The sequence below is a fragment of the Bacillus sp. FSL R5-0431 genome, from assembly GCF_038002985.1.
In the GTDB taxonomy this organism is placed as follows: domain Bacteria; phylum Bacillota; class Bacilli; order Bacillales; family Bacillaceae; genus Bacillus.
This window is the reverse complement of the sequence record NZ_JBBOOG010000001.1, coordinates 2045172-2071084: the sequence shown is the minus strand read 5'-3', so window position 1 is coordinate 2071084 and position 25913 is coordinate 2045172. Positions and strand designations below refer to the sequence as shown.

The 25913-nt window shown below is 41.8% G+C and carries 33 protein-coding genes, 1 pseudogene and 1 riboswitch; of the genes and pseudogenes, 30 read left to right on the top strand and 4 right to left on the bottom strand.

Annotation, left to right across the window (positions count from 1 at the left end; all coding sequences use genetic code 11):
- Positions 1-43: 43 nt before the first annotated feature.
- The 14 genes from deoB to lysA all read left to right on the top strand — a co-directional run bounded on the left by deoB (position 44) and on the right by lysA (position 11573).
- Positions 44-1228, top strand: a complete 1185-nt coding sequence (gene deoB / locus MKZ03_RS10385; protein ID WP_282066486.1) for a phosphopentomutase — start codon at positions 44-46, stop codon at positions 1226-1228.
- Between the two features lie 11 nt (positions 1229-1239).
- Complete coding sequence (locus MKZ03_RS10380; RefSeq protein ID WP_034661149.1) at positions 1240-2052, top strand: purine-nucleoside phosphorylase; 813 nt, start codon at positions 1240-1242, stop codon at positions 2050-2052.
- A 157-nt stretch (positions 2053-2209) separates the two neighbouring features.
- A complete protein-coding gene (locus MKZ03_RS10375; RefSeq protein WP_400559215.1) occupies positions 2210-3364 on the top strand; it encodes a D-alanyl-D-alanine carboxypeptidase family protein in 1155 nt (384 codons plus the stop codon).
- Between the two features lie 162 nt (positions 3365-3526).
- The gene (gene spoIIAA, locus MKZ03_RS10370; protein ID WP_034661146.1) at positions 3527-3880 is read left to right on the top strand and encodes an anti-sigma F factor antagonist; all 354 of its coding nucleotides are present in this window, start codon (positions 3527-3529) and stop codon (positions 3878-3880) included.
- Positions 3877-4317, top strand: coding sequence for an anti-sigma F factor (gene spoIIAB, locus MKZ03_RS10365; protein WP_034661145.1), 441 nt, complete (start codon positions 3877-3879; stop codon positions 4315-4317). Before spoIIAA ends, spoIIAB begins: the two co-directional genes overlap by 4 nt.
- Positions 4318-4330: 13 nt before the next feature.
- On the top strand, positions 4331-5098 hold the full coding sequence (sigF, locus tag MKZ03_RS10360; protein ID WP_024422864.1) for an RNA polymerase sporulation sigma factor SigF: 768 nt from the start codon (positions 4331-4333) through the stop codon (positions 5096-5098).
- Between the two features lie 114 nt (positions 5099-5212).
- The gene (locus MKZ03_RS10355) at positions 5213-5833 is read left to right on the top strand and encodes a stage V sporulation protein AA (RefSeq protein ID WP_340973233.1); all 621 of its coding nucleotides are present in this window, start codon (positions 5213-5215) and stop codon (positions 5831-5833) included.
- Positions 5823-6239: a stage V sporulation protein AB gene (locus MKZ03_RS10350; RefSeq protein ID WP_034661142.1), complete on the top strand. Its 417-nt coding sequence runs from the start codon at positions 5823-5825 to the stop codon at positions 6237-6239. The genes MKZ03_RS10355 and MKZ03_RS10350 overlap by 11 nt, the downstream gene beginning before the upstream one ends.
- 20 nt (positions 6240-6259) lie before the next feature.
- Positions 6260-6712: a stage V sporulation protein AC gene (spoVAC, locus tag MKZ03_RS10345; RefSeq protein ID WP_034661140.1), complete on the top strand. Its 453-nt coding sequence runs from the start codon at positions 6260-6262 to the stop codon at positions 6710-6712.
- Positions 6713-6724: 12 nt separating this feature from the next.
- Positions 6725-7741: a stage V sporulation protein AD gene (spoVAD, locus tag MKZ03_RS10340; protein ID WP_095285354.1), complete on the top strand. Its 1017-nt coding sequence runs from the start codon at positions 6725-6727 to the stop codon at positions 7739-7741.
- Complete coding sequence (gene spoVAE, locus MKZ03_RS10335; protein WP_007501045.1) at positions 7741-8091, top strand: stage V sporulation protein AE; 351 nt, start codon at positions 7741-7743, stop codon at positions 8089-8091. The genes spoVAD and spoVAE overlap by 1 nt, the downstream gene beginning before the upstream one ends.
- A gap of 6 nt (positions 8092-8097) precedes the next feature.
- Positions 8098-8706 (top strand): stage V sporulation protein AE, encoded by a 609-nt coding sequence (locus tag MKZ03_RS10330; RefSeq protein WP_034661137.1) that lies wholly within the window; start codon positions 8098-8100, stop codon positions 8704-8706.
- Positions 8660-10132, top strand: coding sequence for a spore germination protein (locus tag MKZ03_RS10325; RefSeq protein WP_034661136.1), 1473 nt, complete (start codon positions 8660-8662; stop codon positions 10130-10132). The genes MKZ03_RS10330 and MKZ03_RS10325 overlap by 47 nt, the downstream gene beginning before the upstream one ends.
- 115 nt (positions 10133-10247) lie before the next feature.
- Positions 10248-11573 carry a diaminopimelate decarboxylase gene (gene lysA, locus MKZ03_RS10320; RefSeq protein WP_095285352.1) on the top strand — a complete coding sequence of 442 codons (1326 nt, stop codon included), beginning with the start codon at positions 10248-10250 and terminating at the stop codon, positions 11571-11573.
- A 38-nt stretch (positions 11574-11611) separates the two neighbouring features.
- Here lysA and MKZ03_RS10315 read toward each other — a convergent pair whose 3' ends face one another.
- On the bottom strand, positions 11612-12496 hold the full coding sequence (locus tag MKZ03_RS10315) for a DUF1002 domain-containing protein (RefSeq protein WP_334749609.1): 885 nt from the start codon (positions 12494-12496) through the stop codon (positions 11612-11614).
- 322 nt (positions 12497-12818) lie between these two features.
- On the opposite strand from MKZ03_RS10315, the gene MKZ03_RS10310 reads away from it, so the two are divergent.
- A complete protein-coding gene (locus MKZ03_RS10310) occupies positions 12819-13256 on the top strand; it encodes a peptidylprolyl isomerase (RefSeq protein WP_008359679.1) in 438 nt (145 codons plus the stop codon).
- 30 nt (positions 13257-13286) lie between these two features.
- On the opposite strand, the gene MKZ03_RS10305 is transcribed toward MKZ03_RS10310, so the two are convergent.
- A complete protein-coding gene (locus MKZ03_RS10305; RefSeq protein ID WP_307499853.1) occupies positions 13287-14549 on the bottom strand; it encodes an MFS transporter in 1263 nt (420 codons plus the stop codon).
- 269 nt (positions 14550-14818) lie between these two features.
- Here MKZ03_RS10305 and MKZ03_RS10300 point away from each other — a divergent pair, with 269 nt between their 5' ends.
- From MKZ03_RS10300 to MKZ03_RS10270, 7 genes and pseudogenes are all read left to right on the top strand, one after another.
- Complete coding sequence (locus tag MKZ03_RS10300) at positions 14819-15400, top strand: TetR/AcrR family transcriptional regulator (protein ID WP_034661130.1); 582 nt, start codon at positions 14819-14821, stop codon at positions 15398-15400.
- Positions 15401-15620: 220 nt separating this feature from the next.
- The gene (locus MKZ03_RS10295; protein ID WP_003215556.1) at positions 15621-15854 is read left to right on the top strand and encodes a DUF2164 domain-containing protein; all 234 of its coding nucleotides are present in this window, start codon (positions 15621-15623) and stop codon (positions 15852-15854) included.
- Positions 15855-16078: 224 nt separating this feature from the next.
- Entirely contained in the window at positions 16079-16423 is a 345-nt protein-coding gene (locus tag MKZ03_RS10290) for a hypothetical protein (protein ID WP_034318777.1), read from the top strand.
- Between the two features lie 104 nt (positions 16424-16527).
- Positions 16528-16669, top strand: a riboswitch (FMN riboswitch).
- 254 nt (positions 16670-16923) lie between these two features.
- Positions 16924-17574 carry a riboflavin synthase gene (gene ribE, locus MKZ03_RS10285; protein ID WP_307499852.1) on the top strand — a complete coding sequence of 217 codons (651 nt, stop codon included), beginning with the start codon at positions 16924-16926 and terminating at the stop codon, positions 17572-17574.
- Positions 17575-17585: 11 nt separating this feature from the next.
- Positions 17586-18191, top strand: a pseudogene (ribB, locus tag MKZ03_RS10280) (3,4-dihydroxy-2-butanone-4-phosphate synthase); the annotation flags it as partial.
- Positions 18192-18238: 47 nt separating this feature from the next.
- Positions 18239-18703, top strand: coding sequence for a 6,7-dimethyl-8-ribityllumazine synthase (gene ribH / locus MKZ03_RS10275; RefSeq protein WP_012010433.1), 465 nt, complete (start codon positions 18239-18241; stop codon positions 18701-18703).
- A gap of 113 nt (positions 18704-18816) precedes the next feature.
- Positions 18817-19170, top strand: coding sequence for a GNAT family N-acetyltransferase (locus MKZ03_RS10270; RefSeq protein ID WP_003215830.1), 354 nt, complete (start codon positions 18817-18819; stop codon positions 19168-19170).
- 24 nt (positions 19171-19194) lie between these two features.
- On the opposite strand, the gene MKZ03_RS10265 is transcribed toward MKZ03_RS10270, so the two are convergent.
- On the bottom strand, positions 19195-19719 hold the full coding sequence (locus MKZ03_RS10265; RefSeq protein WP_034661127.1) for a DUF309 domain-containing protein: 525 nt from the start codon (positions 19717-19719) through the stop codon (positions 19195-19197).
- Positions 19720-19806: 87 nt separating this feature from the next.
- Positions 19807-19899 carry a YjcZ family sporulation protein gene (locus MKZ03_RS10260; RefSeq protein WP_012010430.1) on the bottom strand — a complete coding sequence of 31 codons (93 nt, stop codon included), beginning with the start codon at positions 19897-19899 and terminating at the stop codon, positions 19807-19809.
- Positions 19900-20108: 209 nt separating this feature from the next.
- On the opposite strand from MKZ03_RS10260, the gene MKZ03_RS10255 reads away from it, so the two are divergent.
- The 8 genes from MKZ03_RS10255 (at position 20109) to resA (ending at position 25913) form a co-directional block, all read left to right on the top strand.
- Positions 20109-20867: a segregation/condensation protein A gene (locus tag MKZ03_RS10255; protein WP_034661986.1), complete on the top strand. Its 759-nt coding sequence runs from the start codon at positions 20109-20111 to the stop codon at positions 20865-20867.
- Positions 20857-21450 (top strand): SMC-Scp complex subunit ScpB, encoded by a 594-nt coding sequence (scpB, locus tag MKZ03_RS10250; protein ID WP_034661126.1) that lies wholly within the window; start codon positions 20857-20859, stop codon positions 21448-21450. The genes MKZ03_RS10255 and scpB overlap by 11 nt, the downstream gene beginning before the upstream one ends.
- 113 nt (positions 21451-21563) lie before the next feature.
- Positions 21564-22043 carry a YpuI family protein gene (locus tag MKZ03_RS10245; RefSeq protein ID WP_034661124.1) on the top strand — a complete coding sequence of 160 codons (480 nt, stop codon included), beginning with the start codon at positions 21564-21566 and terminating at the stop codon, positions 22041-22043.
- 111 nt (positions 22044-22154) lie between these two features.
- Complete coding sequence (locus MKZ03_RS10240) at positions 22155-23306, top strand: D-alanyl-D-alanine carboxypeptidase family protein (RefSeq protein WP_106039221.1); 1152 nt, start codon at positions 22155-22157, stop codon at positions 23304-23306.
- Positions 23294-23881, top strand: coding sequence for a nucleoside recognition domain-containing protein (locus MKZ03_RS10235; protein ID WP_095285349.1), 588 nt, complete (start codon positions 23294-23296; stop codon positions 23879-23881). Before MKZ03_RS10240 ends, MKZ03_RS10235 begins: the two co-directional genes overlap by 13 nt.
- A gap of 4 nt (positions 23882-23885) precedes the next feature.
- The gene (locus MKZ03_RS10230; RefSeq protein ID WP_003216139.1) at positions 23886-24422 is read left to right on the top strand and encodes a spore maturation protein; all 537 of its coding nucleotides are present in this window, start codon (positions 23886-23888) and stop codon (positions 24420-24422) included.
- A 135-nt stretch (positions 24423-24557) separates the two neighbouring features.
- The gene (gene rluB, locus MKZ03_RS10225) at positions 24558-25292 is read left to right on the top strand and encodes a 23S rRNA pseudouridine(2605) synthase RluB (RefSeq protein WP_034661122.1); all 735 of its coding nucleotides are present in this window, start codon (positions 24558-24560) and stop codon (positions 25290-25292) included.
- A 90-nt stretch (positions 25293-25382) separates the two neighbouring features.
- Positions 25383-25913, top strand: coding sequence for a thiol-disulfide oxidoreductase ResA (gene resA / locus MKZ03_RS10220; RefSeq protein WP_060596759.1), 531 nt, complete (start codon positions 25383-25385; stop codon positions 25911-25913).

The window sequence follows — 25913 nt, the reverse complement described above, 5'->3', positions numbered from 1 at the left end:
TTGAAAGGACAAAAGACAAGAATATTGAAGGAGGCGCTTTTTAATGCCTGATTATCAGTATAAACGCATTTTCCTCGTCGTAATGGATTCAGTAGGAATTGGGGAAGCACCCGATGCTGCTGAATTTAATGATGTAGGTGCAGATACACTAGGACATATTGCTGAAAAAATGAACGGGCTTCATATGCCGAATATGGCGAAGCTTGGGCTGAGTCATATTAAAGAAATCAAAGGAATTCCAGCGGATGAAAAACCGCTTGCGTATTATGGAAAAATGCAAGAAGCATCAAATGGTAAAGACACAATGACAGGACACTGGGAAATCATGGGTCTTTACATAGACACACCGTTCAAAGTCTTTCCAGACGGATTCCCAGATGAACTATTAAATGAACTAAAAGAAAAAACAGGCAGAGGCATTATTGGAAATAAACCTGCGTCTGGTACTGAAATTTTAGACGAGCTTGGCGAAGAGCACATGAAAACAGGCGATCTAATCGTCTATACATCTGCGGATTCTGTGCTGCAAATTGCTGCGCACGAAGAAGTGGTGCCATTAGATGAACTTTACCGTATTTGTGAAATTGCACGTGAACTCACATTAGATGAAAAGTATATGGTTGGACGTATTATCGCTCGTCCGTTTGTCGGGGAGCCTGGCGCATTTGTCAGAACACCAAACCGCCATGACTATGCTTTAAAACCATTTGACCGTACAGTGATGAATGAGCTGAAAGATGATGGGCTCGATGTGATTGCGATCGGCAAAATCTCTGATATTTATGATGGTGAAGGAATCACATCTTCTCTTAGAACAAAATCGAACATGGATGGAATGGACAAGCTGGTCGATACACTTAAAACAGACTTTACAGGACTCAGCTTTTTAAACCTTGTTGATTTTGACGCTCTTTACGGACATAGAAGAGATCCAGAGGGCTACGGAAAAGCACTAGAGGAATTTGACGCACGACTTCCTGAAGTGTTTGACCTGTTGAAAGAGGATGATCTCCTTGTGATCACAGCAGATCATGGAAATGACCCTGTTCATCACGGAACAGATCATACAAGAGAATACGTTCCGCTCATTGCTTACAGCAAAAAGCATCAGGGAGCAAATGAACTGCCAACAGCAAAAACCTTTGCTGATCTTGGAGCAACAGTTGCAGACAATTTCAAGTCAGCCATGCCAAAATACGGCACAAGCTTTTTATCTAAACTCAAATAGGGGGAAATCTCGTGGGAGCACAGTTTTCAGAAGCGGCGGCATACATTAAACAAGCATCGACAAACGTACCAACAGTTGGATTGATCTTAGGTTCAGGGCTTGGCATTTTAGCAGATGAGATTGAAAATCCAATCAAGTTGAAATATGAAGATATTCCTGGATTCCCTGTTTCAACAGTAGAGGGTCATGCAGGACAGCTCGTCATCGGGACGCTGAAAGGCACTGTCGTATGTGCTATGCAAGGACGTTTTCACTTCTATGAAGGATATGATATGAAGCAAGTGACGTTTCCAGTCCGTGTGATGAAAGAAATTGGCATTGAGACATGCATTGTGACAAATGCAGCCGGCGGTGTGAATACATCCTTCCATCCAGGCGATCTCATGCTGATTACAGATCATATCAATATGATGGGGACCAATCCATTAATTGGACCAAATGACAGTCAAGGTGTTCGTTTCCCTGATATGTCTGCCCCATACGATAAAGATTTGCTGGCACTTGCAGAAGAAACAGCTCAGCGCTTAGGTATATCTGTACAGCATGGTGTTTATGCAGGGATGACAGGTCCTTCATATGAAACACCGGCTGAAGTTCGTTTCCTCAGAACACTTGGAGCAGATGCTGTAGGCATGTCAACTGTTCCAGAGGTGATTGTTGCGCGTCATGCAGGAATCAAAGTGCTTGGTATTTCATGCATTTCTAATGCGGCATCAGGTATTTTAGATCAGCCGCTGTCTCATGATGAAGTCATTGAAGTAACGGAAAAAGTGAAAGCGAGTTTCCTTGATTTAGTAAAAGATGTAGTCAAACAACTCTCATAGCATGTTTCAAGAAGCCTTCTGTTTTATCGACAGAAGGTTTTTTTATGGCAATCATACGATCTCTGAATAAAACAGCCTGTATGAGGAAAAAATAGAGAGGATTACGATAATGGAGGTCTGCCACTTGAAACGTCATATATGTGCATTGTTTATTTTAATGATCCTTATCTCAATGGTTTCACCATCAGCGATAGCAAAAGAAAAGATTGAAAAACCAGGAGAAAAACAAACATCAGAATTGGTGCACGAAGCCAAATCAGCGATCTTAATAGAACGTGACACGGGAAAAGTGCTTTACAACAAAAACAGCGATGAAAAGCTTGCACCCGCAAGTATGACCAAAATCATGACGATGCTTCTCATCATGGAAGCCATTGATCAAGGAAAACTGAAAATGACTGATAAGGTTAGAACAAGTGATTATGCAGCATCAATGGGAGGGTCACAAATCTTCCTTGAACCTGGAGAAGAAATGACCGTGAAAGAAATGATGAAAGGCATTGCGATTGCGTCAGGAAATGATGCTTCAGTTGCCATGGCAGAGCATATTGCAGGGTCTGAAGAACAGTTTGTGGAGCAAATGAACAAAAAGGCAAAAGAACTCGGCCTCACCTCTACGGTCTTTCAAAACCCAACAGGACTTCCTGAAAAAGACCATTACAGTACAGCTCATGATATGGCAAAAATGGCAAAAGAGCTGTTGAAATATGAACAAATCACTAAATTCACAGGGGTCTACGAAGACTATCTCCGTCAAAACACGGATAAAAAATTCTGGCTTGTGAATACGAACCGATTGATTAAATTTTATCCAGGTGTCGATGGGTTGAAAACAGGTTTTACAGGCGAAGCCAAATACTGTTTGACTGCATCCGCTAAAAAAGGCAACATGCGCGTCATTGCAGTTGTCTTCGGCGCAAGTACACCGAAAGACAGAAACGCTCAAGTGGTCAAAATGTTAGACTATGCATTTAGTCAATACAACACTCACCCGCTTTACAAACGAGGACAAGATGTAGCGGAGATCAAGGTAAGCAAAGGGAAAAAGAAAAAAATTCAGCTTGTCACCTCTGAGCCAATCTCCCTTTTAACGAAAAAAGGCGAAAATGTGGATCAGATTAAAAAAGAAATCAAATTGTCTCAGGATGTCACGGCCCCATTCTCAAAAGGAACGGAACTAGGTACAATTGTCTTGAAAAAAGACGGAAAAGTGCTGCATGAAAGCCCTGTAGAAGCTAAAGAAGGAATGGAAAAAGCAGGCGTTTGGACTTTCTTGAAACGAGCGATGGCGGAATTTGTGAAATGGAAATAAAATGTGAAAGGCTGCTGTAATTGGCAGTCTTTTTGCTATGAGTAAGAAGAAAAGAACATCTAAATGTGACGAATGGTCACTAGTTTTGTCATGGTGAAGGATTTACTTGATAAAAAAGAGAAACAATCTTTATCCGAAATTAGAGCAAGGAGGAATAAAAAGATGAGCCTTGAAATTGATTTTCAAGTAAAAGAGAGCGTACTTTGCATTCGGTTAACAGGAGAGCTTGATCATCACTCCGCAGAAACATTGAGACAAAAGGTGACGAATTATTTGGAAACAGAGGACATTCGCCACATCGTGCTGAATTTGGCTGATTTAACGTTTATGGACAGCTCAGGTCTCGGAGTGATTTTAGGAAGATATAAAGAAATTAAGCAGCTTGGCGGAGAAATGGTCGTCTGTGCTATCTCGCCAGCAGTGAACCGATTATTTGATATGTCTGGCTTATTTAAAATCATCCGTATGGAGCCTTCAGAGCAAACGGCATTGCAAACATTGGGGGTGGCATCATGAGGAATGAAATGAACCTGACCTTCTCTGCTTTAAGTCAAAATGAATCCTTTGCGAGGGTGACAGTCGCAGCGTTTATCGCCCAGCTTGATCCGACATTAGATGAATTAACAGAAATCAAAACCGTTGTGTCAGAGGCGGTGACAAACTCCATTATCCATGGCTATGATGGAAATCCAGATGGCAAGGTGCATATCCATGTCACACTTGATGACCATGTTGTGTACCTCACCATCCGTGACGAAGGCATGGGCATTACAGATCTTGAAGAAGCAAGACAGCCGCTATTCACCACAAAACCAGACTTAGAACGCTCTGGAATGGGCTTTACCATCATGGAGAATTTTATGGATGATGTCATGATAGACTCATCTCCAGAAATGGGCACGACCATCCGTTTAACAAAGCATCTATCAAAAAGCAAAGCGCTTTGTAATTAAAGGAGCTGCTCATATGGATGTGGAGGTAAAAAAGCAAGCAAAAAAAGCCCAGCTGTCAAATGATGAAGTCAAAGAGCTCATCAAAAAAAGCCAAGACGGTGATCAGCAAGCAAGAGACCTCCTCGTAGAAAAAAACATGCGTCTTGTTTGGTCCGTTGTTCAGCGCTTTTTAAATAGAGGATATGAACCAGATGATTTGTTTCAGATTGGCTGTATTGGACTGCTGAAATCTGTTGATAAATTTGATTTGTCATATGATGTGAAGTTTTCGACCTACGCTGTTCCAATGATCATTGGTGAAATCCAGCGATTCATTCGTGATGATGGAACAGTCAAAGTGAGCCGGTCACTAAAAGAACTTGGAAATAAAATTCGGCGGGCAAGAGATGAATTGTCTAAGTCTCACGGAAGAATGCCGACTGTCCAGGAAATAGCCGAATATCTTGATATCACACCAGAGGATGTCGTCCTCGCCCAAGAAGCGGTCCGCTCACCGTCATCGATTCATGAAACCGTGTATGAAAATGACGGAGACCCGATTACATTGCTTGATCAAATTGCGGATCATTCAGAAGAAAGATGGTTTGATAAAATCGCCCTGAAAGAAGCGATCAAGGAATTAGAAGAACGAGAAAAACTCATTGTGTACTTAAGATATTATAAAGACCAAACACAATCTGAGGTAGCGGAGAGGCTCGGTATTTCACAAGTACAAGTCTCGCGGCTTGAAAAGAAAATTTTAAAACAAATCCAAATGCAAATGGATCAAAAAGACAGCTAGCCAATTAGGCTGGCTTTTTTTGTGTGGTAATTACCGGTAAATCAAGTTCTATCGGTATGAGAACCATTTTTCACCACATACTATTTTTAACCCATCGTTTAGGAAGTGACTTGGATGGACGGACAAATCTTTCTTCGGCTGCGCCATCGAATCAAGACCGGTAATGATCAGCTCATTTATTTAGAAGATATCGCCCAAATCACTGGTGATGAGTTTGCTGTGGAAAAGCTTAGCAAAATGCCGATATATCATGTCAGTAAAAAGGATCGTCACATCGCCGTTCTTGATATCATGCATGTGGTCAAAACGATCAAAAAAACATGGCCAGACATCGACATTCAAACCGTTGGAGGCGCTGAGGCCATTGTCGAAATTGATACAGGCAAACGCCAGCTTTCTCCCGTTTTATTTGTGTTTGTATGGCTCCTGTTATTTGTCGGAGCGGCGCTTGCCATTATGAATTTCCACGAGGATGTCAGTATGCGGCTCGTTCATATCCGCCTATATGAAATGATCACAGGAAAAACGGTTGAGCATCCTTATTTATTGCAAATTCCATATAGCTTCGGACTAGGCTTCGGCATGATTTTATTTTTCAATCATGTATTTAAAAAGCGTTTAAATGAAGAACCAAGTCCGCTTGAAGTGGAAATGTTTAAATATCAACTCGATCTCGATCATTATGTCGCCCTCAAAGAAAATAAAGAGACAATGAAAGACATTCATGATCGGTAAGTGGCTTTTTGTCGTGCTTGTTGGACTTGGCGGCGGTTTAACGGTAGGAGCAGGATTTGTGGCATTTCTCACAGTGCTGGGCATCATCCCTCGTTTAATGCAATTAACCAAAACGCAGCGCTTCATACAAGGGTACGAGGCGGCTGTCATCAGCGGGGCGGTCGTTGGCGGCTGGGCAACCTTAAGTCCAATACATTTGCATTTATCCAAATGGCTGGCACTTCCGATCGGTCTTTTAGCGGGCATCTTCGTCGGCATGCTTGCAGCTGCGCTGACTGAAGTATTAAATGTACTTCCTATATTAACGAAAAGAATTGGAATGGACGGGAAAATTGTTTTGCTTCTCATGGCCATTGTCTTAGGAAAGGTATTTGGTTCACTATTTCATTGGCTAATTTATATTTAAGAATTTGGAGGGAACAACACGTGTCGAGTTTAAAAGAGAACTATCCATCTAAGGTGAAAACGTATCAGCCTAAACCTCCTTATGTCCTCAACTGCATCAAGGCTTTTCTTGTTGGTGGATTGATCTGTGCCATAGGTGAGGGGCTGCAAAATTTCTATATTCACTTTTTTGATTTTAATGAAAAGACAGCAGGGAACCCAACCGTAGCGACCCTCATTTTAATTTCTTCTATATTAACTGGTATCGGTATTTACGATAGAATCGGCCAGTTTGCTGGAGCGGGATCCGCTGTCCCGGTGACAGGGTTTGCAAACAGCATGACAAGTGCTGCTCTTGAACATAGAAGTGAAGGGCTTGTGTTAGGTGTAGCCACGAACATGTTTAAGCTTGCTGGGAACGTCATTGTTTTTGGTGTCGTCTCGGCATATGTCGTAGGGATCATTCGATACATCTTGGAAAAGGCGTTTTCGTAGGAGGAATGAAACGTGAAACTAACAGGTAAACAATCTTGGGTATTTGAGCACAAGCTTTATGTCAATGCAGAAGGAACAGCTGCAGGACCGAAAGAAAAAGAAGGCCCGATCGGTCATCTAATTGATAAAACATACGACGAAATGCATTGTTATCAAAAGAACTGGGAAATGGCTGAAAGGCAGCTCATGGATGATGCGATATCAACCGCTTTATCAAAAGCAAATTTGCAAAAAAGCGATGTTGATCTTTTGCTGGCAGGAGACTTACTGAATCAAAACGTCACAGCAAACTATGTGGCAAGAGAACTTAAAATCCCGTTTCTTTGTTTATTTGGAGCATGCTCCACATCAATGGAATCGGTCGCCATTGCTTCGGCATTAGTAGATGGTGGTTTTGCAAAAAGAGCCATTGCTGCGACAAGCAGTCATAATGCGACGGCAGAACGCCAATTTCGTAATCCGACAGAATACGGCGGACAAAAACCAGATACAGCGACAAGTACAGTGACTGGGAGCGGGGCCGTTATTATCAGCCAAGAGCCCTCCCAAATTCAAATTACAAGCGCAACTGTGGGACGAGTTATGGATCTTGGGATTACAGACCCATTTGACATGGGGTCGGCAATGGCACCGGCAGCAGCAGATACCATCAAGCAGCATTTAGAAGATCTAGGGAGAACGGTTGACGATTATGATCTTATTTTAACAGGTGATCTATCTGGCATTGGCTCACCGATCTTAAAGGATCTGCTCAAAGAAGACGGCATTCAGCTCGGCCGAAAGCACGATGATTGCGGATTAATCATCTATACACCCGATCAAAACGTGTTCGCTGGAGGCAGCGGCTGTGCGTGTTCAGCTGTTGTGACATTCAGTCACATCTTTCAAGAAATGAAGGCAGGGAATTTGCAAAGAGTACTGGTTGTCGCAACCGGGGCACTTCTCAGCCCGACGATGGTCCAGCAAAAAGAGACCATTCCAACCATTGCGCACGGTGTCGTATTTGAGCGTGCAGGAGGAGAGAGCTAATGGATTATCTTATCGCTTTTGTTGCAGGCGGACTTATTTGCGTCATTGGCCAGCTTTTACTAGACGTACTCAAACTTACGCCTGCACATGTCATGACCACCTTTGTTGTGGCGGGTACCATATTAGACGGTTTCGGTATTTATGATAAATTTATTGAATTTGCTGGTGCGGGCGCAACCGTACCAATCGTCAGCTTTGGTCATAGCTTGCTTCATGGGGCGATGCATCAGGCAGATGTACACGGGTTCATCGGAATCGGGATCGGTATTTTTGAATTAACTTCTGCTGGAATATCAGCTGCGATTTTATTCTCATTTATTATCGCTCTTATCTTTAAACCGAAAGGATAACCTAATATGGGGCAAAGACGGAAAGTCATTTTAGTGACAGACGGAGATATATATGCTGCCAAAACCATTGAGCTTGCTGCTAAAAAAGTCGGTGGACGATGTATTTCCAGCTCAAAAGGAAATCCAAGCAAACGGACAGGGCCTGAACTTGTACAGATGATTTTAAAAACGCCGTATGATCCAGTGTTTGTCATGTTTGATGACTCTGGCCTGACAGGTGAAGGAACAGGGGAGACGGCGATGAAGCATGTGGCGCGTCACCCTGAAATTGAAGTCATAGGAGCGATCGCCGTTGCATCCAAAACGCATCAAGCTGAATGGACAAAAGTTCATGTTTCCATTGACCGGGAGGGTGAACTGACAGAATACGGTGTCGACAAGCATGGTCTTCCTGAAATGGAGCCTCATAAAATGAGCGGGGATACAGTGTATTGTCTTGACTCGCTTCATCTTCCGTTTGTTGTTGGGATTGGAGATATTGGCAAAATGGGACGTAAAGATGATCTGAGCAAGGGATCTCCGATCACAATGAAAGCAGTTGAATTAATTTTAGAAAGGAGTGGTTTCCATGAAGAAAGACAAGGTAAACGTGTACCGAGACCCGAAGAAAAATGAAGATTACTTCAAGGAAAATGTCGGAATGGGTCTCAGCTTTGACCTTGGCGTGCGGAAAATTTATATACACGATCAGGAAATCCAACTTTACTATGTAAACGGACTGTGTGATACACAGTATGTCATCTACTTATTAAAAGAGCTAATTGAAATCAATGACAACGAACCTGAATCAGATGATCTGGCACGTGTGGTCGAGAACCGTCTAGTCAATCAGCAGGTCTCAAAGGTTGAAACGCTCGATGAAGCGGTAGACCAAGTACTGTCGGGGCTTGTGGCAGTTGTAGTAGAAGGTGAAAACTACGCATTTATCATTGATGTCAGAAGCTATCCTGGCAGAATGCCAGAGGAGCCGGATACAGAAAAGGTTGTCCGGGGCGCAAGAGACGGCTTTGTTGAAAACATTATTGTCAATACAGCGCTCATACGAAGACGGGTGCGAGATGAAAAACTGAGATACAAAATGCTCAAAGTAGGCGAACGTTCGAAAGCGGATGTATGTGTTTGCTACATTGAAGATATTGCGGACCCAGATCTTGTCGATATTATAGAGAAAGAAGTATCAGGAATCAAAGTCGATGGGCTGACGATGTCTGATAAAACGATTGAAGAATTCATTATTAAACAAGGATACAATCCCTTTCCCCTTGTACGCTACACCGAGCGTCCAGATGTCGCCGCTAACCATATACTAGAAGGTCATGTCATCATCATTACGGATACATCTCCTAGTGTCATCATTACGCCAACCACCATTTTTCACCACGTTCAGCACGCAGAAGAATACCGCCAGGCACCTGCAGTTGGTACGTTCCTAAGATGGGTACGCTTTTTAGGCATTTTATGTTCAACGTTTCTTTTACCGATTTGGTTTCTGTTTATCCTCGAACCAAGTCTTCTGCCGGATCATTTAAGCTATATTGGCTTTAATAAACCTTCTCATATCCCGGTCATATTACAAGTATTCCTTGCTGATTTTGGGGTGGAATTTTTAAGGATGGCAGCGATTCATACGCCAACCGCTTTGTCGACCGCCATGGGGCTGATTGCGGCTGTTTTAATTGGACAAATCGCCATTGATGTCGGTTTATTTACGCCAGAGGTCATCTTATACGTCTCACTAGCGGCTATCGGGACATTTACAACGCCAAGCTATGAGCTGAGTGTCGCCAATAAGATTGTACGACTCATCATACTAGCACTCGTGGCGATCTTTAAGCTGAATGGACTCATCATTGGTTTTACGTTGTTAATCATATATTTAACATCCATACGTTCATTGCAGACGCCTTATATGTGGCCGTTTCTTCCTTTTAATGGGAAAGCTTTATGGCAAGTGTTAATTCGGACGTCTGTTCCTGGCTCAAAAGTAAGGCCAAGCATCGTTCACCCTCAAAACAGATCAAAAATTCCGCCAAATTCTTAACGCTCATTGAAAGTGGCTGAAGATTGTGATATTGTATTTTTAACTTTGAGAAACGGCAAAAGGCAGCTCACGCAGCTGTCTTTTTTCAGCCGAGGCGGAGAAAGAGGGAATGACATTGTATTTACACGGCACTTGCAGACAAAATGAACTCGGTCATTTAGAAATTGGTGGTGTTGATGCCGTTTCTTTAGCTGAAACGTATGGGACACCACTTTATGTATATGATGTGGCTTTAATACGGGAGCGTGCAAAAAGCTTTCAAAAAGCATTTATAGAAGAAGAGTTAACAGCGCAGGTAGCATATGCGAGTAAAGCATTTTCCTCCATCGCCATGTTTCAGCTTGCCAAGGAAGAAGGATTATCTCTTGATGTCGTATCAGGAGGGGAGCTTCACACAGCCATTTGCGCCGGGTTTCCGGTAGAAAAAATTCATTTCCATGGCAACAATAAAAGCAGGGAAGAATTGAAAATGGCGTTAGAGCACGAGATCGGCTGTATTGTCGTAGATAATTTCTACGAAATGAAGCTCATTGAAGAGCTTGGTCAAGAGCTGTCAAAACAGGTGAAAGTGCTGCTCCGTATTACACCAGGTGTCGAAGCGCATACACATGATTACATTACAACAGGCCAAGAGGATTCCAAATTTGGCTTTGACCTTCACAATGGACAAGCAGATGAAGCGGTGAAACAAGTGCTTGGATCAGAAGTGATCGAGCTTTTAGGCGTTCATTGCCATATCGGTTCACAAATTTTTGATACGGCTGGTTTTGTCCTTGCAGCAGATAAAATCTTTTTGAAGCTAGATGAATGGAGAGAATCATTTGGTTTTATTTCGACCGTGTTAAACTTAGGCGGCGGCTTTGGTATCCGTTATACAGAAGAAGATGAACCACTTCCTGCGACAGAATACGTCGAGAAAATTATCCAAGCTGTAAAAGAGAACGTAGCCCGCTATGAGTTTGATATGCCGGAAATTTGGATTGAGCCAGGCCGCTCTCTCGTTGGAGATGCAGGGACAACGCTTTATACGATCGGCTCATCAAAACATGTACCTGGCATTCGCGATTATATTGCGGTAGATGGGGGAATGAGTGACAACATTCGTCCAGCTTTATATCAAGCGAAATATGAAGCGGCAAGTGCCAACAAAATGAGCCAAACGCATGATCAAACGGTTTCCATTGCAGGGAAATGCTGTGAAAGCGGAGATATGCTCATTTGGGATATCGATTTGCCAGAGTTATCACAAGGAGATTTATTAGCTGTCTTTTGTACCGGAGCTTACGGCTACAGTATGTCAAACAACTATAACCGCATCCCGCGCCCGGCTGTTGTATTTGTAGAAGACGGGGAAGCGCAGCTTGTCGTTGAACGCGAAACATATGCGGATATTGTCAAACTTGATTTACCGTATCAATCAAAAGTGAAATCATCTACGTAAAAAAGCTGCCTGTACATCAGGCAGCTTTTTATAATGACTTATTTTCCTCCAGTAAATACAGAGACGATTGCGTTCCAAATGGAGACAAAGAAATCCCAAATCTTTTGAAGAAGGTTTTTCCCTTCATCTGATTCTATGAATTTCGTAATCTTGTCTTTTGCTTTATCGATTTGAGATCCTACTTGGTTCCAATCGATATTAATGTTCTTCATTTTATCGAATAGTGAAACAAGCTGATCCTTTTGATCTTGCGTTAGATTTAAGTTTAAATCAGAAGCAGCCTGATCCACTTTTTCTTCGACTTCTTTTGTTGTTTTAGGGACACCATTTTTCGCAATGTCATCCTTGATTTTTGCAATAAGGGCAGAAGCATTGTCTTTCCCGATGGAGTCACCCAATTTAGAAGTTGTCACAAGCTCTTCGTTTGCTACCTGTTTCACATCTTCTGGAATCGCTTTGTCGCTTGACACTTCATAGGCTTTTAATAGACCCGTCAGTGCGGCTGTACCAGAAACTTCAAACGGCGCAGTCACGACAACCTTGGCATCCTTGACACCGGCTGTCATTAAAGCATTTAAATACATCTCATCTGTAATGGTCTTGATGTTATGTGTATCCACAGTCAGACCAGTACCTGATTTTTCAATGGTGATAGATGAAGATGATAATGCTCTCGTCCCGATAGAAGAACGAGGGATATACTTTCCTAAATATTCATGCTCTTCTTTATTGGTTACTTCAATTTTTGTCGCATTTTCAGGTGGATTCAACTCGTCAAGCACCTTCTGGCGATCAGCCGGAGTTAAGTCTTGCCCAAGTGTGACGATGACATCGCCGACAGCTGCATCCGCTAAGCTGACTTTTGGCGCACCAATTAGGAAAAGGAGCGCTGCCATCATACCAAGCATTGATTTTTTAAACATGTTGACCTCCTTCAAGTCGAAAGGGTTCCTCTTTCAAGAGAAACTCATCTTTTGAGCACACGTAAAGAAATGCACTCCATCATATAGACGTAACAAATCGATTCAACGTTTCAATTTTCTTTTTAAGATGTTTTCCTTTTCCAATATAATGAAGACATGTTGCACAGTCTGTCATCAATTTAATAGGAAAAAAGGATCAAGCTCTTCTATTGTATCAATCCTAAGAAAAGAGGTAAATCACAATCAAAGAGCAGGGGATGTTTAACATCACCGAAAATGTGCTATAATGAGCGTTGTTTAACCTGAAAGGAGAATGTGAAAAATGGCGAAAAAAGGATACATACAACTAACGAATGGTAAGAAAATTGAGTTTGAACTATACCCAGAGGCTGCTCCAGGTACAGTAGCAAACTTTGAAAAATTAGCGAATGAAGGCTTCTACGATGGATTGAAATTCCACCGCGTCATCCCAGGCTTCGTAAGCCAAGGCGGCGATCCAAACGGTAATGGAACTGGTGGTCCTGGTTACACAATTAAATGTGAAACAGAAGGGAATCCACATCAACACGAAAGAGGTTCATTATCAATGGCGCATGCTGGTAAAGATACAGGCGGCAGCCAATTCTTTATCGTACATGATCCTCAGCCGCATTTAAACGGTGTTCACACTGTTTTTGGCAAAGTAACATCTGGTATCGAGGCTGTTCTAGATATGGAACAAGGCCAAGGTATGGAAAAAGTCGAAGTTGTCGATGCTTAATCCAAAACACCGCTTAATCGCGGTGTTTTTTTATGTTAAATCTGATTTTACGGTTATTTGTTCCGTGAGGCGGTAGGTGAAGATCCAATACAAAAGGGCAATGGCACTGACAGAGGCACCAAATAAACATACCCCGATCCAGCCATCGTTTGCGTATATGCTGGTTGAAACAATAGAACCAGTCGCACTGCCGATGGAGTAAAAAATCATATAAGCAGCAGTAAGCCGGCTTCTCGCCTCAGACCGCACTGTGAAAATCATACTCTGGTTGGTCACGTGTACGGCCTGCACAGATAGGTCAAGAATGATAATACCGATGATCAATAAAATAAGTGAATATTCAGTGAAAAAGATAAAAAACCATGAAACGATTAATAGGACAAGGGCTATACAAGTTGTTAACTGTCCTAAGCCCCGATCAGCAAGGCTTCCAGCCCGAGCAGCGCCTAATGCTCCGGCAACTCCAGCAAGACCAAATGCACCAATCGCCGTATGTGAAAGATTGTATGGCGTGGTACTGAGGGGCAGCACGAGCGAAGTCCATAACGTACCAAACACAATAAAAATAAGAAGAGCCAGAATTCCACGGATGCGCAGGATTCGTTCTTGTCTGAACAATGTAAACATTGAACGAAGCAGGTTTGCATAGGATAATGACTCTCTTTCGCTGTCATCACCCGGGAGAATTCGGAACAACACGCCAGTTATGATAAGCATCATAATGGCAGAAACTAGGTAGACTGACCTCCAGCCGGCGAGATCGGTTAGTACACCAGCAAAGGTTCGTGCGAGAAGAATCCCGATCACGATTCCACTTTGCACCAAGCCAACAATACGACCGCGCTCTTCTGGAGCGGCCCAAGTCGCTGCGAACGCTACGAGTACTTGAGTGACCACAGCAAGCAGTCCGACCACAGCTAATCCTATAAAGAGGACGGTGACGATAGGAGCGATGCCGACTAGAATGAGAGACAACACGGATAAAAGCATCTGACCAATGATGAGCCGGCGTCTATTCAATAGATCACCAAGTGGTACTATCAGTAGCAGCCCCAGCGCATAACAAAGCTGAGTAATCGTAATGACCATGCCAATGGATGAATAGGTGATACCAAACTCGGATGCGAGGGAGTCTAATAACGGTTGTGCAAAGTATATGTTTGCAACTGCCATCCCGCAGGCTATCGCAAACAGCAGTGCCATATAGCGAGTCATCGTTGATCTCGGTTTGATTGGTAAATGAGTCGTTTCCATATCAAGATGTTCAATGGAAGTGATTTTTTCTTTCACCATGCATTTCATCGTCTCCTTTTGTACTAAAAAGTATAATATACTGTTCGGTATATTATGATTCATGTTAAGGATAACCAACAAAACGTTTTAAAGTCAAGACTTTGATACAGTTAATTGATGCTGATCTTGAGAGGGTAAGGCAATTTGACATTAGTACGTCAATAAAATAAAATTATAATGTACCGATTGGTAACCAAATAGAGAATAATATCAAGAAATAGATGGCTGACTTTGTGAAGAAATTTTATTGTTGAAATGAGGAATTGCTGATGGTTCGACAACGGGAATTTGATAAGGAAAAAGCGTTGGATGAGGCAATGGTGCTTTTTTGGGAAAAGGGGTATAGGGCCACTACATTAAGCGATTTGACTGCAAAAATGGGAATACAGCGGCCAAGCTTATACTCAGCTTTTGGAGATAAAGAGGAATTATTTGAGGCCGCATTACGCAAATATACAAAGCAGCATGCTGGCCATATTCGAACAAAACTTCAAAGCAATCTTTCTGCAAAGGAAGCATTTCATGCATTATTTGCAGATTTAGTAGAAGAGGAATATAGAGATGGTCCGAGTAAAGGATGTTTTTGCATCAATACAATAGTGGAACTTGCGCCACACGAAGAGAAATTTGAAATTCTTACAAGAGAGCATCAGATGTATCTTTCGGTCATTTTTGAAGAAAGGATTGTTCAAGGTATTCGCTCGGGTGAGCTCGAAAGCAGTCTGAATGCTAAAGCTTTAGCACAGACACTGGTCGTTTCTTTCATTGGACTTACCGTCCTCATGAAATCTCGTCCAGAGCGTTCATTTGTAGATCATTCTGTAGCGACGATACTTTCCATATTGAAATAAACAGTCTACGTGGAAAACAGTCAATATAGGGAAAGCGTATTTTGATCAAGCTATCAAAACACGCTTTTTCTTTTAGGACAGTTATGGACAGAACTCGATTTTGTGATATGATAAGAGAACAAATATTCGCATTTGTGGGTGTCGCCACATTCAACTGAAAAACAGATGTCAATGCAAATTAAAAAAGCGTGTTTCATGCTGAAAGAAAGCAGGAGATAATTTGAAACCATTAACAAAAGAAGAAAAAAATCAAATGATGATTGCCATTCAGCGTTACTTTGCCGAAGAACGAGAAGAAGAGATTGGTGAATTAGCAGCCATTAATATACTAGAATTTATCACAAAAAATCTTGGAAGTTACTATTATAATCAAGGGGTTCGTGACAGCCGGAACATTGCTGTTCAGAGATCGCAATTGTTAGAGGAAGATCTATTCGCACTCGAAAAAAGATGATCATCAATGGTGTGCGCCCTACTAACGGATAAAGAGGAAAGAGACCCCCTTAATAAAGAACGCATATTCGTATCATATGTAATGATGAAAAGGTGGAACCAAAGGTCCAACTCAATCGTTATATAAGTAACCATTAATGGAAATCAGCTTTTTTGGTTTTATTTCATCAAAAGAAGGAATAAAACATACAAATAGGCGAAGTGCAGATGATGGAGGTTCTAAATATGGGGAAAATTAAATTGAAAATTGCCGTCTTATTTGTTTTACTGCTTTGTTTAGGCGCAGGTTATTTATACATGAATGGCATGAAAATTGAAGATGTGCCAACAGCCATTGGTGAAAGCTTAACAAATAATGATAAAGATTATACCATCTATGAATATACCATTACGAAAATTGATGGAGATGAATATTACGGTCAAGCAAAAAACGGCACAAAAATCATTTTTAATGGAAAGAAATTCGAAGATGATGTGGCCGACTTGAAGAAAGGCGATCGTATTAAAGCCTACTTTAGTAATGAAAAAAGAATAGATGGACTTATAAAAGTAGTAAAAGTCGTTAATTAACAAGTCTCCTTTCCTATAAGGAGACTTTTTTGTGAGAAATCTTGATTGTTGCATTTGATAACAAGGATCGCTATAATAGCCCCTAAGGACAGCTAAATATCGATTGTATCCTTCGGGGCAGGGTGAAAATCCCGACCGACGGTAATAAAGCAAATGCTTTACAGCCCGTGACCCGTTAATTTATTAACGGTTGATTCAGTGAAAAGCTGAAGCCGACAGTGAAAGTCTGGATGGGAGAAGGATAAAGAAAGCTATGAACGAAAAATATTTGTTGATCATAGTTTTATTTCTGATGCAAAAAAGCCAAAGCCCCGGAATTTTTTCCGGGGCTTTCTGTATGTACATGTAGTTAATAGACCGGCATGCAGTGTTTATTAGGTGATCCCTCATCTACCTTGTATGGACCTTAAAAAGCGACGAAGGTGCTCAATCGATCACATGTCCCTAACATCGCTTTTTTATAAAGTGAGAAATACAAATGAAAAGAAAGGGAGGATCACATGTTTACGGGGATAATTGAAGAAGTTGGCACCGTACAGTCATTAAGTAAAAAGTCAGCAGATGCCATGGAAATTGTCATTAAGTGCAGTCGTGTGCTAGAAGATGTTCACCTCGGAGACAGTATTGCGATCAATGGTGTATGTCTTACAGTCACAAGCTTTACAAAAGCACAGTTCGCAGCAGATGTGATGCCAGAGACGGTCAAAGCGACATCACTGGATCAGCTGACATCAGGCAGTCCAGTGAATTTAGAGCGGGCCATGTCCTCGAATGGACGATTCGGCGGCCATTTTGTCTCAGGCCATGTTGACGGAACGGCAGTCATTACCCGAATAGAAAAGAAAAGTAATGCCATTTACTATGATTTGGAGATGGACAAGACCCTCACAGATATGCTCACGCAAAAGGGTTCGATCGCAATAGATGGTGTCAGCTTAACCATTTTCGATTTGCAAGATTCACACGTCACAGTCTCTATTATTCCTCATACGCTTGAAGGAACTATTTTCCTGACTAAATCTATGGGAGAGATTGTGAATATAGAGTGTGACATGATCGGCAAATACATTTATCGCTTTTTAACAAATGAACAAGGCGAAAAGCAGCCATCCCGATTGACCCCATCATTTTTAAAAGAGCACGGATTCTAGGAGGCGATTGTATGTATCATTCAGTAGAAGAAGCAGTAGATGCTCTAAAAGAAGGAGAAATCATTATCGTAGTGGATGATGAAGACAGAGAGAATGAAGGAGATTTTGTGGCACTTGCTGAGCATGCCACGCCTGAAGTTATTAACTTTATGGCTTTACATGGAAGAGGCCTCATTTGTACACCGGTCCATATGACGATCGCCAAACACCTGAACCTGCATCCAATGGTAGAACAAAATACAGATGCACACCATACAGCATTTACAGTGAGCATCGATCATGTGACAACGACGACTGGTATTAGTGCTTTTGAGCGCTCTGCGACCATGCTTGCCATGTTAAATAAAGACGCAACACCAGAAGAATTTGCCCGCCCAGGTCATGTGTTTCCGCTCATTGCAAAAGAGGGCGGTGTACTAGAAAGACCAGGTCATACAGAGGCGGCGGTAGATCTTGCGAAACTGGCAGGTTCAGAGCCAGCGGGTGTCATATGTGAAATTATGAATGTAGATGGCACAATGGCGCGCGTCCCTGAACTAAAAGAGATCCAAAAACAGCACGGTTTAAAGATGCTGACAATCGAAGCATTGCAGACATATTTAAACAATAACGAAACAGCAACTATCGAAACAAAATAAAAATCACAAAAAAGGATGATCAACATATGAATACAATACAAGGGCATGTAGTAGCAGAAGGACTAAAATTTGCAATCGTCGTCGCGAGATTTAATGACTTTATTACAAGTAAACTGCTTGACGGAGCAGAAGATACATTGCTCAGACACGGAGCAAACGGTGACGATATTGATGTCGTGTGGGTACCGGGTGCTTTTGAAATTCCGTACATGGCAAAAAAACTAGCTGAAACAGAGAAATACGATGCCGTCATTACACTAGGAACCGTAATCCGGGGCGCAACAACTCACTACGATTATGTTTGTAATGAAGCCGCTAAAGGAATTGCTCAAAGTGCCATGTCAACAGGGGTACCGATTATCTTTGGTGTACTAACAACAGAATCCATTGAACAAGCCATCGAAAGAGCCGGCACAAAAGCTGGAAATAAAGGCAGCGAATCGGCTGCAGCTGCCATTGAAATGGCGAATCTCAATCGAACCTTTCGTTAATTTAGTGAAAAAGAGTTTAAAAACGGTATAAAAATGTTTATAATGTGTGATGAGCAAATGATTCGTGAGACATTTGCTGGACATTAGGATAATTTGAATATTGAGGGGTATATATGTTAATTCGTTATAAGAGGTCTTTTGAAAAAATTGCCATGGGGCTACTCTCCTTCATGCCGGGTGAGAAAGACGTCAAACAGCTTCAGCAGACGATGAAGTCATATGAAATGGATGAAAATCGGCAGCTGTTCCTTTGGAAAGATGGCGAGGATATCGTAGGTGCCATTGGTGTGTTGAAAACAGACGACCAAGTACAAATCGAGCATATTAGTGTGAATCCATCCCATCGAGATCAAGGAATCGGCAAGGAAATGGTTTTAGCCGTGGAAGAGGTATTCAAAACCAAAACACTCATTCCAAATGAATTAACGCAAGGCTTCTTTCATAAGTGTCACAGCGAAACAAATTAAATATCACACATGTAAAAGCAGAGGCTACAGTCCTCTGCTTTTTTTACGTTCGATCTGCTTTTTTCGTTCAAGCAATACATCTGTCCGGTCACGCAGTCTATGTTTTTCGATCAAAAATGTGTGGGATAAGTTGCTCTCCTGTCCAAAGGTCAGACCTTCTTTTTGAGCCATTTCTTGGCATAAAGAAAGAAGCGCTTGATCTTTGATCGGGAGCAACACACTTTCGTAGGGCATGTCTTCATTCATTTTCTTCTTTAGCGTTCTCAGAAGTATGAGAAACGCCTCATCATCTAGACCGAGGTTCGCTAATACGGGCCGGTTTGCTTCCAGCAAGTGGAGGCTGTTTGAAATGAGCCGTTTTGCCCCTTTTCCATTTCCCCGTCTTTGATGATACAATGCAACGGCAAGCTGAATGAAACCAACCCAATATTCTTTGCGCTGCTCAGGCGGGTCTTCCTTCCAATATTCCTCAAGAATTTCATGACACTCAAAATAATCCCTTGTCGTATGAAATTCATGTAAAAAAGCCACGTACGCTTCAGGATACACAGTGGTCATCTCCTTTTCCACTCTCAGTCTAACATATTGAAAAGAAAAGAAGAAAGAGCGCCCTTCGTGAAAGGACGCTCTGTTTCTTTAATAAACCCAAGCCGCGCCAACGATGATCAGCAAGATGAAAAGCACGACAATAAGCGCGAAACCTCCGCCAAAGTTATAGCCATCTCCCATAATGATACGGCCTCCTTTTTCATCAGTTCTGTTTACAATGGTATTCTATGTATAAATGCCCTGAGTGGTATGGGCGAAACCACTGTTTTTCTTGTTTTGCCTAGGACATCATGGTCGAAATTATATTGGACGAGAGCTTTATCCTGTCTTATACTAAAGGTTAGCCGGTGAAACGGTACTTAGAAGACAGTAGAAATGGTGAGAAAAAAATGCTGGAATATCAGGTGAAAATAGATTCGTTTGAAGGTCCTTTGGACTTACTTTTACATTTAATCAACCGGTTGGAAATCGATATTTATGATATTCCCGTTGCTAAAATTACGGAGCAGTATTTGTTATATGTCCACACAATGAGGGAGCTTGAACTTGATGTGGCAAGTGAATATTTGGTGATGGCTGCAACCCTCCTGAGTATTAAAAGCAGAATGCTCCTTCCGAAACAAGAGGAAGAGCTATTTGATGAAGACCTGCTCGAAGAGGAAGAGGACCCTCGAGAAGAGCTGATTGGCAAATTAATTGAATACCGCAAGTATAAAAATGCAGCACAAGAACTAAAGGAACGCGAAGAAGAAAGGCAAAATGCCTTTACAAAACCTCCGAGTGATTTAAGCGAATTTGCAAAAGAATCGGAAGTGAAGGACACAAACTTACATGTCACGGTGTATGATATGTTAGGTGCGTTCCAAAAGGTATTGAACCGAAAAAAAATAACGAAACCAGCACCATCTAAGATTACAAGACAAGAAATCCCGATTGAAGACAAAATGAATGAGATTATGAACCATTTAAGAAAAACGAAAAAGCGGACCAATTTCATGACTCTATTTCAACATGATCAAAAGGAGCACCTTGTCGTGACGTTTCTTGCTGTTCTCGAATTGATGAAAAGTCATCAAATCATGTTAGAGCAGGAAGGAAACTTTGAAGACATTTATATAATAGGGAGTGAAACGATTCATGACGCTTGATATCGTGAATTGGAAAGCCATCATAGAAGCGCTGCTGTATGCAGCAGGTGACGAAGGCTTAACAAAAAAACAGCTCATGTCTGTTCTTGAAGTAGAAGAGGCAGCATTACTCGACATGATGTCTGCCGTAAAGGAAGAATATCAAAAACAAGAACGAGGGATTGAGCTCATTGAATATGCAGATTCATATATGCTGCTGACGAAAAAAGAATACAGCATTTATTTGAAAAAATTAGTCGAGACCCCATCCAAAGGTTTGTCACAGGCAGCGCTTGAGGTACTCGCAATCGTTTCTTATAAACAGCCGATCACACGTAGTGAGGTAGAGGAGATCAGAGGAGTCAAATCAGAGCGGGTGCTTCATAGTTTAGTAGCCAAAGCACTGCTCTGTGAAGTAGGACGTGCCGATGGCCCGGGGCGAGCGATTCTTTATGGGACAACGCCTACCTTTTTAGAGCAGTTTGGCTTAAAGGCCTTGGATGAATTACCTCCGCTGCCAGAGAATGTGGAAGCAGATGGTGTACAAGAAGAGGCTGATCTATTTTTTGAAAACTTCAATCAAACATTCGAAGAGATAAAATAGTTCAAAAGAATGAAAAATGTATGATAAAATATAAAAAAGATTTTAGGTCTAACATCTATTGATGTCAGATAAAATGGTAATAAAGCCATGAGGGGAAGGTAAACACGAAACAAATGGCACATATGAATGTAAAGGCTCAAGTTGATCAAGCAGGCGTCTTTTTATCAAAGGTTGCAACTGAAATGAATGGTTTTCTGAACGAAGCTACCTTATCAAGCATGAAACGATTAAACCCTGAAGCGGAAGCCTATTATTGTGACATATTGAGTACATTACGGAAGCTTGCAGTGTACAGCGAGGATGCAGCGGCAGTTTGCAGGAAAATCAGCCAGCAGCAGACATTCCCGCAGCAAGCCGCGCAGCAGACGCTTCACCGTATTTATCATCAATGTATTGAAGAATTTTTTACGCCGAAAAAGGATACATGGTATGAAGACAGCCGTTCCGCGTATACAGGAAAGGGCAGCATTGTTTTCCACCATGAAGTATCCGCTGATATGAAACGATTATTTTCTTCATTAGAAAACGATTTTTTAGCGATGAGAGAAGAGCTAGAATATACGACATCTCATCAGCAAATGAAAATGGTATAGCAAGAGGAAAAAGTGTCTCTACATATAGAGACGTTTTTTTTATGGACGAGGCATCATAACTTTTTCAGGCGCGCATACACTTGTACAAAACGGACAAGGACGTGAATGAACATGCCCTATTTAAAAATTGGAACAGCAGTCCTTCTTCTATTTACACTCTTACTGCCTTTTTCCTCACATGCCAAAGCAGACATATCATTATCTGTGAGTGCAAGAAGCGCCATTTTAATAGATGGACAGTCAGGCAGAGTCCTATTTGGAAAGGACGAGCATGAAAAAAGGAGAATCGCCAGTATTACGAAAATTATGACGGCGGTATTAGCCATTGAATCAGGAAAAATGAAAGACACCGTCAAGGTATCAAAACGCGCGATTCAAGCAGAGGGCTCATCGCTCTATTTAAAAGAAGGGCAGAAGGTGAGTTTAGAAGACTTAACGTACGGGCTTATGCTGCGTTCTGGAAATGATGCAGCTGTTGCCATTGCAGAGCATGTGGGCGGTAGCTTAGAAGGATTTATTTTTATGATGAATCAAAAAGCGTCTGAACTAGGAATGGAGAATACAAATTTTCAAAATCCGCATGGACTCGATGATCATAAACATCATTATTCATCAGCCTATGACATGGCCATTTTAACAAAATATGCCATGGAACATAAACAATATCAAAAAATTGCGGGCACGACTTTCTATAAAGCGAAAACGATGGAAGGCTATTGGAAAAATAAAAACAAGCTCCTCACTGGTTTATATCAATATTCAACTGGGGGGAAAACGGGATATACGAAGCTTGCAAAACGCACACTTGTCTCTACAGCTGCAAAAGGGGATGCGGCGCTGATCGCTGTGACCATTAATGCCCCAGATGACTGGAAGGATCATATCTCTATGTTTGAATATGCATTTGATCACTATAAAACGTACGTACTTGCTGAAAAAGGAAGACTCGCTTCGTTAAAAGGAACCTTTTACGAAAAAAAAGCATTTATCAAGCGTGATGTGGACTATTTTTTAAATGAAGATGAGAAAAAGCTAGTGGAAATTGAAACGGAAATGCTTACCCCTCAAAAGAAGTGGGAAAAAAACGCCGAAGCCATCCCGGATGTTGTAGGGAAAATGACATTTTTATTAGATGGCCAGGTGATCGAGCAAGTGCCGATTTTTTATGAAAATAAACGAAATCGAATGCCTCAAAAAAGCTTTCAAGAAATGTTTAAGTCTGTCTTTCAGACATCTATAGGCGGATTTTCATGGTCAATCTAATTTGGGTATTCCTCACTGTCATCGGTCTTGTGTATGCGATGTTCAACGGAACGATGGAGGAAGTAAACGAAGCTGTATTTAAGGGCTCAAAAGAAGCAGTTACCATTTCAATTGGTCTGATTAGTGTCCTCGTTTTTTGGCTCGGACTGATGAAGATTGCAGAAGAGGCAGGTTTGTTAAATTTCTTTAGTAAATTGTGCCGTCCCTTTATTTCAAAGCTATTTCCGGATATTCCGCCTAACCATCCCGCAATGGGATATATTTTGTCCAACCTTATGGCGAATTTCTTTGGTCTCGGGAATGCCGCAACACCGCTTGGGATTAAGGCAATGGAGCAGATGAAAGCATTAAACGAGGGGAAAAATGAAGCAAGCCGGTCCATGATTACATTTTTAGCGGTCAACACATCCTCTATCACACTTGTGCCAACAACCGTCATTGCGATTAGAATGACCTATGGTGCAGATCAGCCAACAGACATTGTAGGCCCAACCATTTTGGCAACACTCATTTCAGGAATCGGTGCAATTCTCATTGATCGCTATTTCCACTATCGCAGAAGCAGGCGGGGGTGATCTCGTGTCATTTATTAACTGGCTGTCACTTGCTTTGATCCCACTGATCATCGCAGGAATTTTAATTGCAGGAACCATTAAAAAGGTACCGACCTATGAAACATTTGTCGAGGGCGGGAAAGAGGGCATTCAAATTGCCTTTTCAATCATTCCTTATTTAGTCGGTATGCTTGTAGCCATTACGATATTCCGTGCGTCTGGTGCGCTTGACTTTGTCATGGGACTGTTAAAACCCGTGTTTACAGCGATCGGCTTCCCGGCAGAAGTGGTGCCGCTTGCGTTTATTCGTCCGATATCTGGCACGGCCGCACTCGGGATGACATCAGACCTCATTGCGACATATGGACCAGATTCTTTTATCGGACAGCTCGCAGCTGTCATGCAAGGGTCAACAGATACCACCCTATACATTTTAACGGTCTATTTTGGAGCAGTCGGTATTAAAAAGATGGGGGATGCGCTGAAAGTAGGACTGTTAGCGGACCTCATTGGAATCATTGCATCTGTCATCATCGTCAGTTTGTTATTTAGCGGCGCCTAATGAGGCGCTTTTTTGTATTTCGTGGATGGAAAATCGCTTTTTAGCTGAAATTAGACAGACGAATCGCTTATTTTTCCACGAATGCTTGTTTGTTTTAAGTCAAGCAAGTAAGATAGTACATGAGGTGAAAGACAAATGGAACGTTTACAGAAAGTAATTGCACATGCCGGCGTCGCTTCTAGACGAAAGGCAGAAGAATTAATTAAAGAAGGACGAGTTACCGTTAATGGCCAAACAGTGACAGAGCTCGGAGTAAAAGTGGGCTCTTCAGATAAAATTGAAGTCAACGGATTAAAGCTTGAAAGAGAAGAACCGGTTTACTTTATGCTTTATAAACCGCGCGGCGTCATTTCAGCTGCTGAGGATGATAAAGGACGTAAGGTCGTCACAGATTTCTTTGATGACGTCCCGCAGCGCCTTTATCCAATCGGCCGCTTAGATTATGATACGAGCGGTTTGATTTTAATTACAAATGACGGGGAATTTGCCCATAAGCTCATGCATCCGAAATATGAAATTGATAAAACGTATGCAGCGAAGCTAAAAGGCATCCCATCAAAGGAATTGCTTAGAAAGCTAGAAAAAGGGATCATGTTAGATCATAAAAAGACAGCACGTGCTCGTGCCAAAATGCTTTCTATCGATAAACGAAAGCAGACATCTATCGTTCAATTAACCATTCATGAAGGCAGAAACAGACAAGTGCGCCGCATGTTTGAAGCGATCGGTCATGATGTGTTAAAGCTAAAAAGAGAGCAATATGCGTTCCTTCATATTGAAGGCATGAGACCGGGAGACCGCAGAGAATTGTCTCCGCATGAAGTCAAGCGCCTAAGAGCGATTGCAGATCATGGGAAAAGCGCTTTTTAATTTTCACATAAACTTCAAAAAATGAAGAAGCATCAAAAGAAGGAGAATGCTATAATTTACCTGAATGTCTATGGGGAAGGGGTACTTCAGATGAAGAAAAGACGGTTTTTCATACGGACGGGCATTCTCCTTGTGATGCTTGCTGCACTTTGTTATACGATGTATAACTCAGTATTTGCCAAACAGGATCAAGTCAAAGAAGGATCTATTGCGCCAAACTTTGTCCTTCAATCAGTGGATGGGGAACGGATTGAATTAAAGGAATTAAAAGGCAAAGGCGTCTTCCTTAATTTTTGGGGGACCTGGTGTGGTCCGTGTAAACAAGAATTTCCTTACATGGCAAATCAATATGAAGTATTCAAGGATCGCGGTGTGGAAATTGTTGCAGTCAATGTTGGGGAATCCAATATTGCCGTGAAAAATTTTATGGAAACCTATGGCGTGAATTTTCCTGTTGCGATGGACAAAGATCGTCAAGTGACAGAGGCATATGATATTACGCCGCTGCCAACCACATTTTTAATTAATCCTGAAGGCAAGGTAATCAAAGTCATAAAGGGAACCATGACAGAACGTAATGTCTATGAATATATGAATTTGATTAAACCAAAGGGGTCATAG

Excerpts from the sequence above, each read along its gene's own strand:
- deoB (WP_282066486.1), top strand. The coding sequence starts at position 44 with ATGCCTGATTATCAGTATAAACGCATTTTCCTCGTCGTAATGGATTCA.
- MKZ03_RS10375 (WP_400559215.1), top strand. The coding sequence starts at position 2,210 with ATGATCCTTATCTCAATGGTTTCACCATCAGCGATAGCAAAAGAAAAG.
- spoIIAA (WP_034661146.1), top strand. The coding sequence starts at position 3,527 with ATGAGCCTTGAAATTGATTTTCAAGTAAAAGAGAGCGTACTTTGCATT.
- spoIIAB (WP_034661145.1), top strand. The coding sequence starts at position 3,877 with ATGAGGAATGAAATGAACCTGACCTTCTCTGCTTTAAGTCAAAATGAA.
- sigF (WP_024422864.1), top strand. The coding sequence starts at position 4,331 with ATGGATGTGGAGGTAAAAAAGCAAGCAAAAAAAGCCCAGCTGTCAAAT.
- MKZ03_RS10355 (WP_340973233.1), top strand. The coding sequence starts at position 5,213 with ATGGACGGACAAATCTTTCTTCGGCTGCGCCATCGAATCAAGACCGGT.
- MKZ03_RS10350 (WP_034661142.1), top strand. The coding sequence starts at position 5,823 with ATGATCGGTAAGTGGCTTTTTGTCGTGCTTGTTGGACTTGGCGGCGGT.
- spoVAE (WP_007501045.1), top strand. The coding sequence starts at position 7,741 with ATGGATTATCTTATCGCTTTTGTTGCAGGCGGACTTATTTGCGTCATT.
- MKZ03_RS10330 (WP_034661137.1), top strand. The coding sequence starts at position 8,098 with ATGGGGCAAAGACGGAAAGTCATTTTAGTGACAGACGGAGATATATAT.
- MKZ03_RS10325 (WP_034661136.1), top strand. The coding sequence starts at position 8,660 with ATGAAGAAAGACAAGGTAAACGTGTACCGAGACCCGAAGAAAAATGAA.
- MKZ03_RS10315 (WP_334749609.1), bottom strand. The coding sequence starts at position 12,496 with ATGTTTAAAAAATCAATGCTTGGTATGATGGCAGCGCTCCTTTTCCTA.
- MKZ03_RS10310 (WP_008359679.1), top strand. The coding sequence starts at position 12,819 with ATGGCGAAAAAAGGATACATACAACTAACGAATGGTAAGAAAATTGAG.
- MKZ03_RS10305 (WP_307499853.1), bottom strand. The coding sequence starts at position 14,549 with ATGGTGAAAGAAAAAATCACTTCCATTGAACATCTTGATATGGAAACG.
- MKZ03_RS10300 (WP_034661130.1), top strand. The coding sequence starts at position 14,819 with ATGGTTCGACAACGGGAATTTGATAAGGAAAAAGCGTTGGATGAGGCA.
- MKZ03_RS10290 (WP_034318777.1), top strand. The coding sequence starts at position 16,079 with ATGGGGAAAATTAAATTGAAAATTGCCGTCTTATTTGTTTTACTGCTT.
- ribE (WP_307499852.1), top strand. The coding sequence starts at position 16,924 with ATGTTTACGGGGATAATTGAAGAAGTTGGCACCGTACAGTCATTAAGT.
- ribH (WP_012010433.1), top strand. The coding sequence starts at position 18,239 with ATGAATACAATACAAGGGCATGTAGTAGCAGAAGGACTAAAATTTGCA.
- MKZ03_RS10270 (WP_003215830.1), top strand. The coding sequence starts at position 18,817 with ATGTTAATTCGTTATAAGAGGTCTTTTGAAAAAATTGCCATGGGGCTA.
- MKZ03_RS10260 (WP_012010430.1), bottom strand. The coding sequence starts at position 19,899 with ATGGGAGATGGCTATAACTTTGGCGGAGGTTTCGCGCTTATTGTCGTG.
- MKZ03_RS10255 (WP_034661986.1), top strand. The coding sequence starts at position 20,109 with ATGCTGGAATATCAGGTGAAAATAGATTCGTTTGAAGGTCCTTTGGAC.
- scpB (WP_034661126.1), top strand. The coding sequence starts at position 20,857 with ATGACGCTTGATATCGTGAATTGGAAAGCCATCATAGAAGCGCTGCTG.
- MKZ03_RS10245 (WP_034661124.1), top strand. The coding sequence starts at position 21,564 with ATGGCACATATGAATGTAAAGGCTCAAGTTGATCAAGCAGGCGTCTTT.
- MKZ03_RS10240 (WP_106039221.1), top strand. The coding sequence starts at position 22,155 with ATGCCCTATTTAAAAATTGGAACAGCAGTCCTTCTTCTATTTACACTC.
- MKZ03_RS10235 (WP_095285349.1), top strand. The coding sequence starts at position 23,294 with ATGGTCAATCTAATTTGGGTATTCCTCACTGTCATCGGTCTTGTGTAT.
- rluB (WP_034661122.1), top strand. The coding sequence starts at position 24,558 with ATGGAACGTTTACAGAAAGTAATTGCACATGCCGGCGTCGCTTCTAGA.
- resA (WP_060596759.1), top strand. The coding sequence starts at position 25,383 with ATGAAGAAAAGACGGTTTTTCATACGGACGGGCATTCTCCTTGTGATG.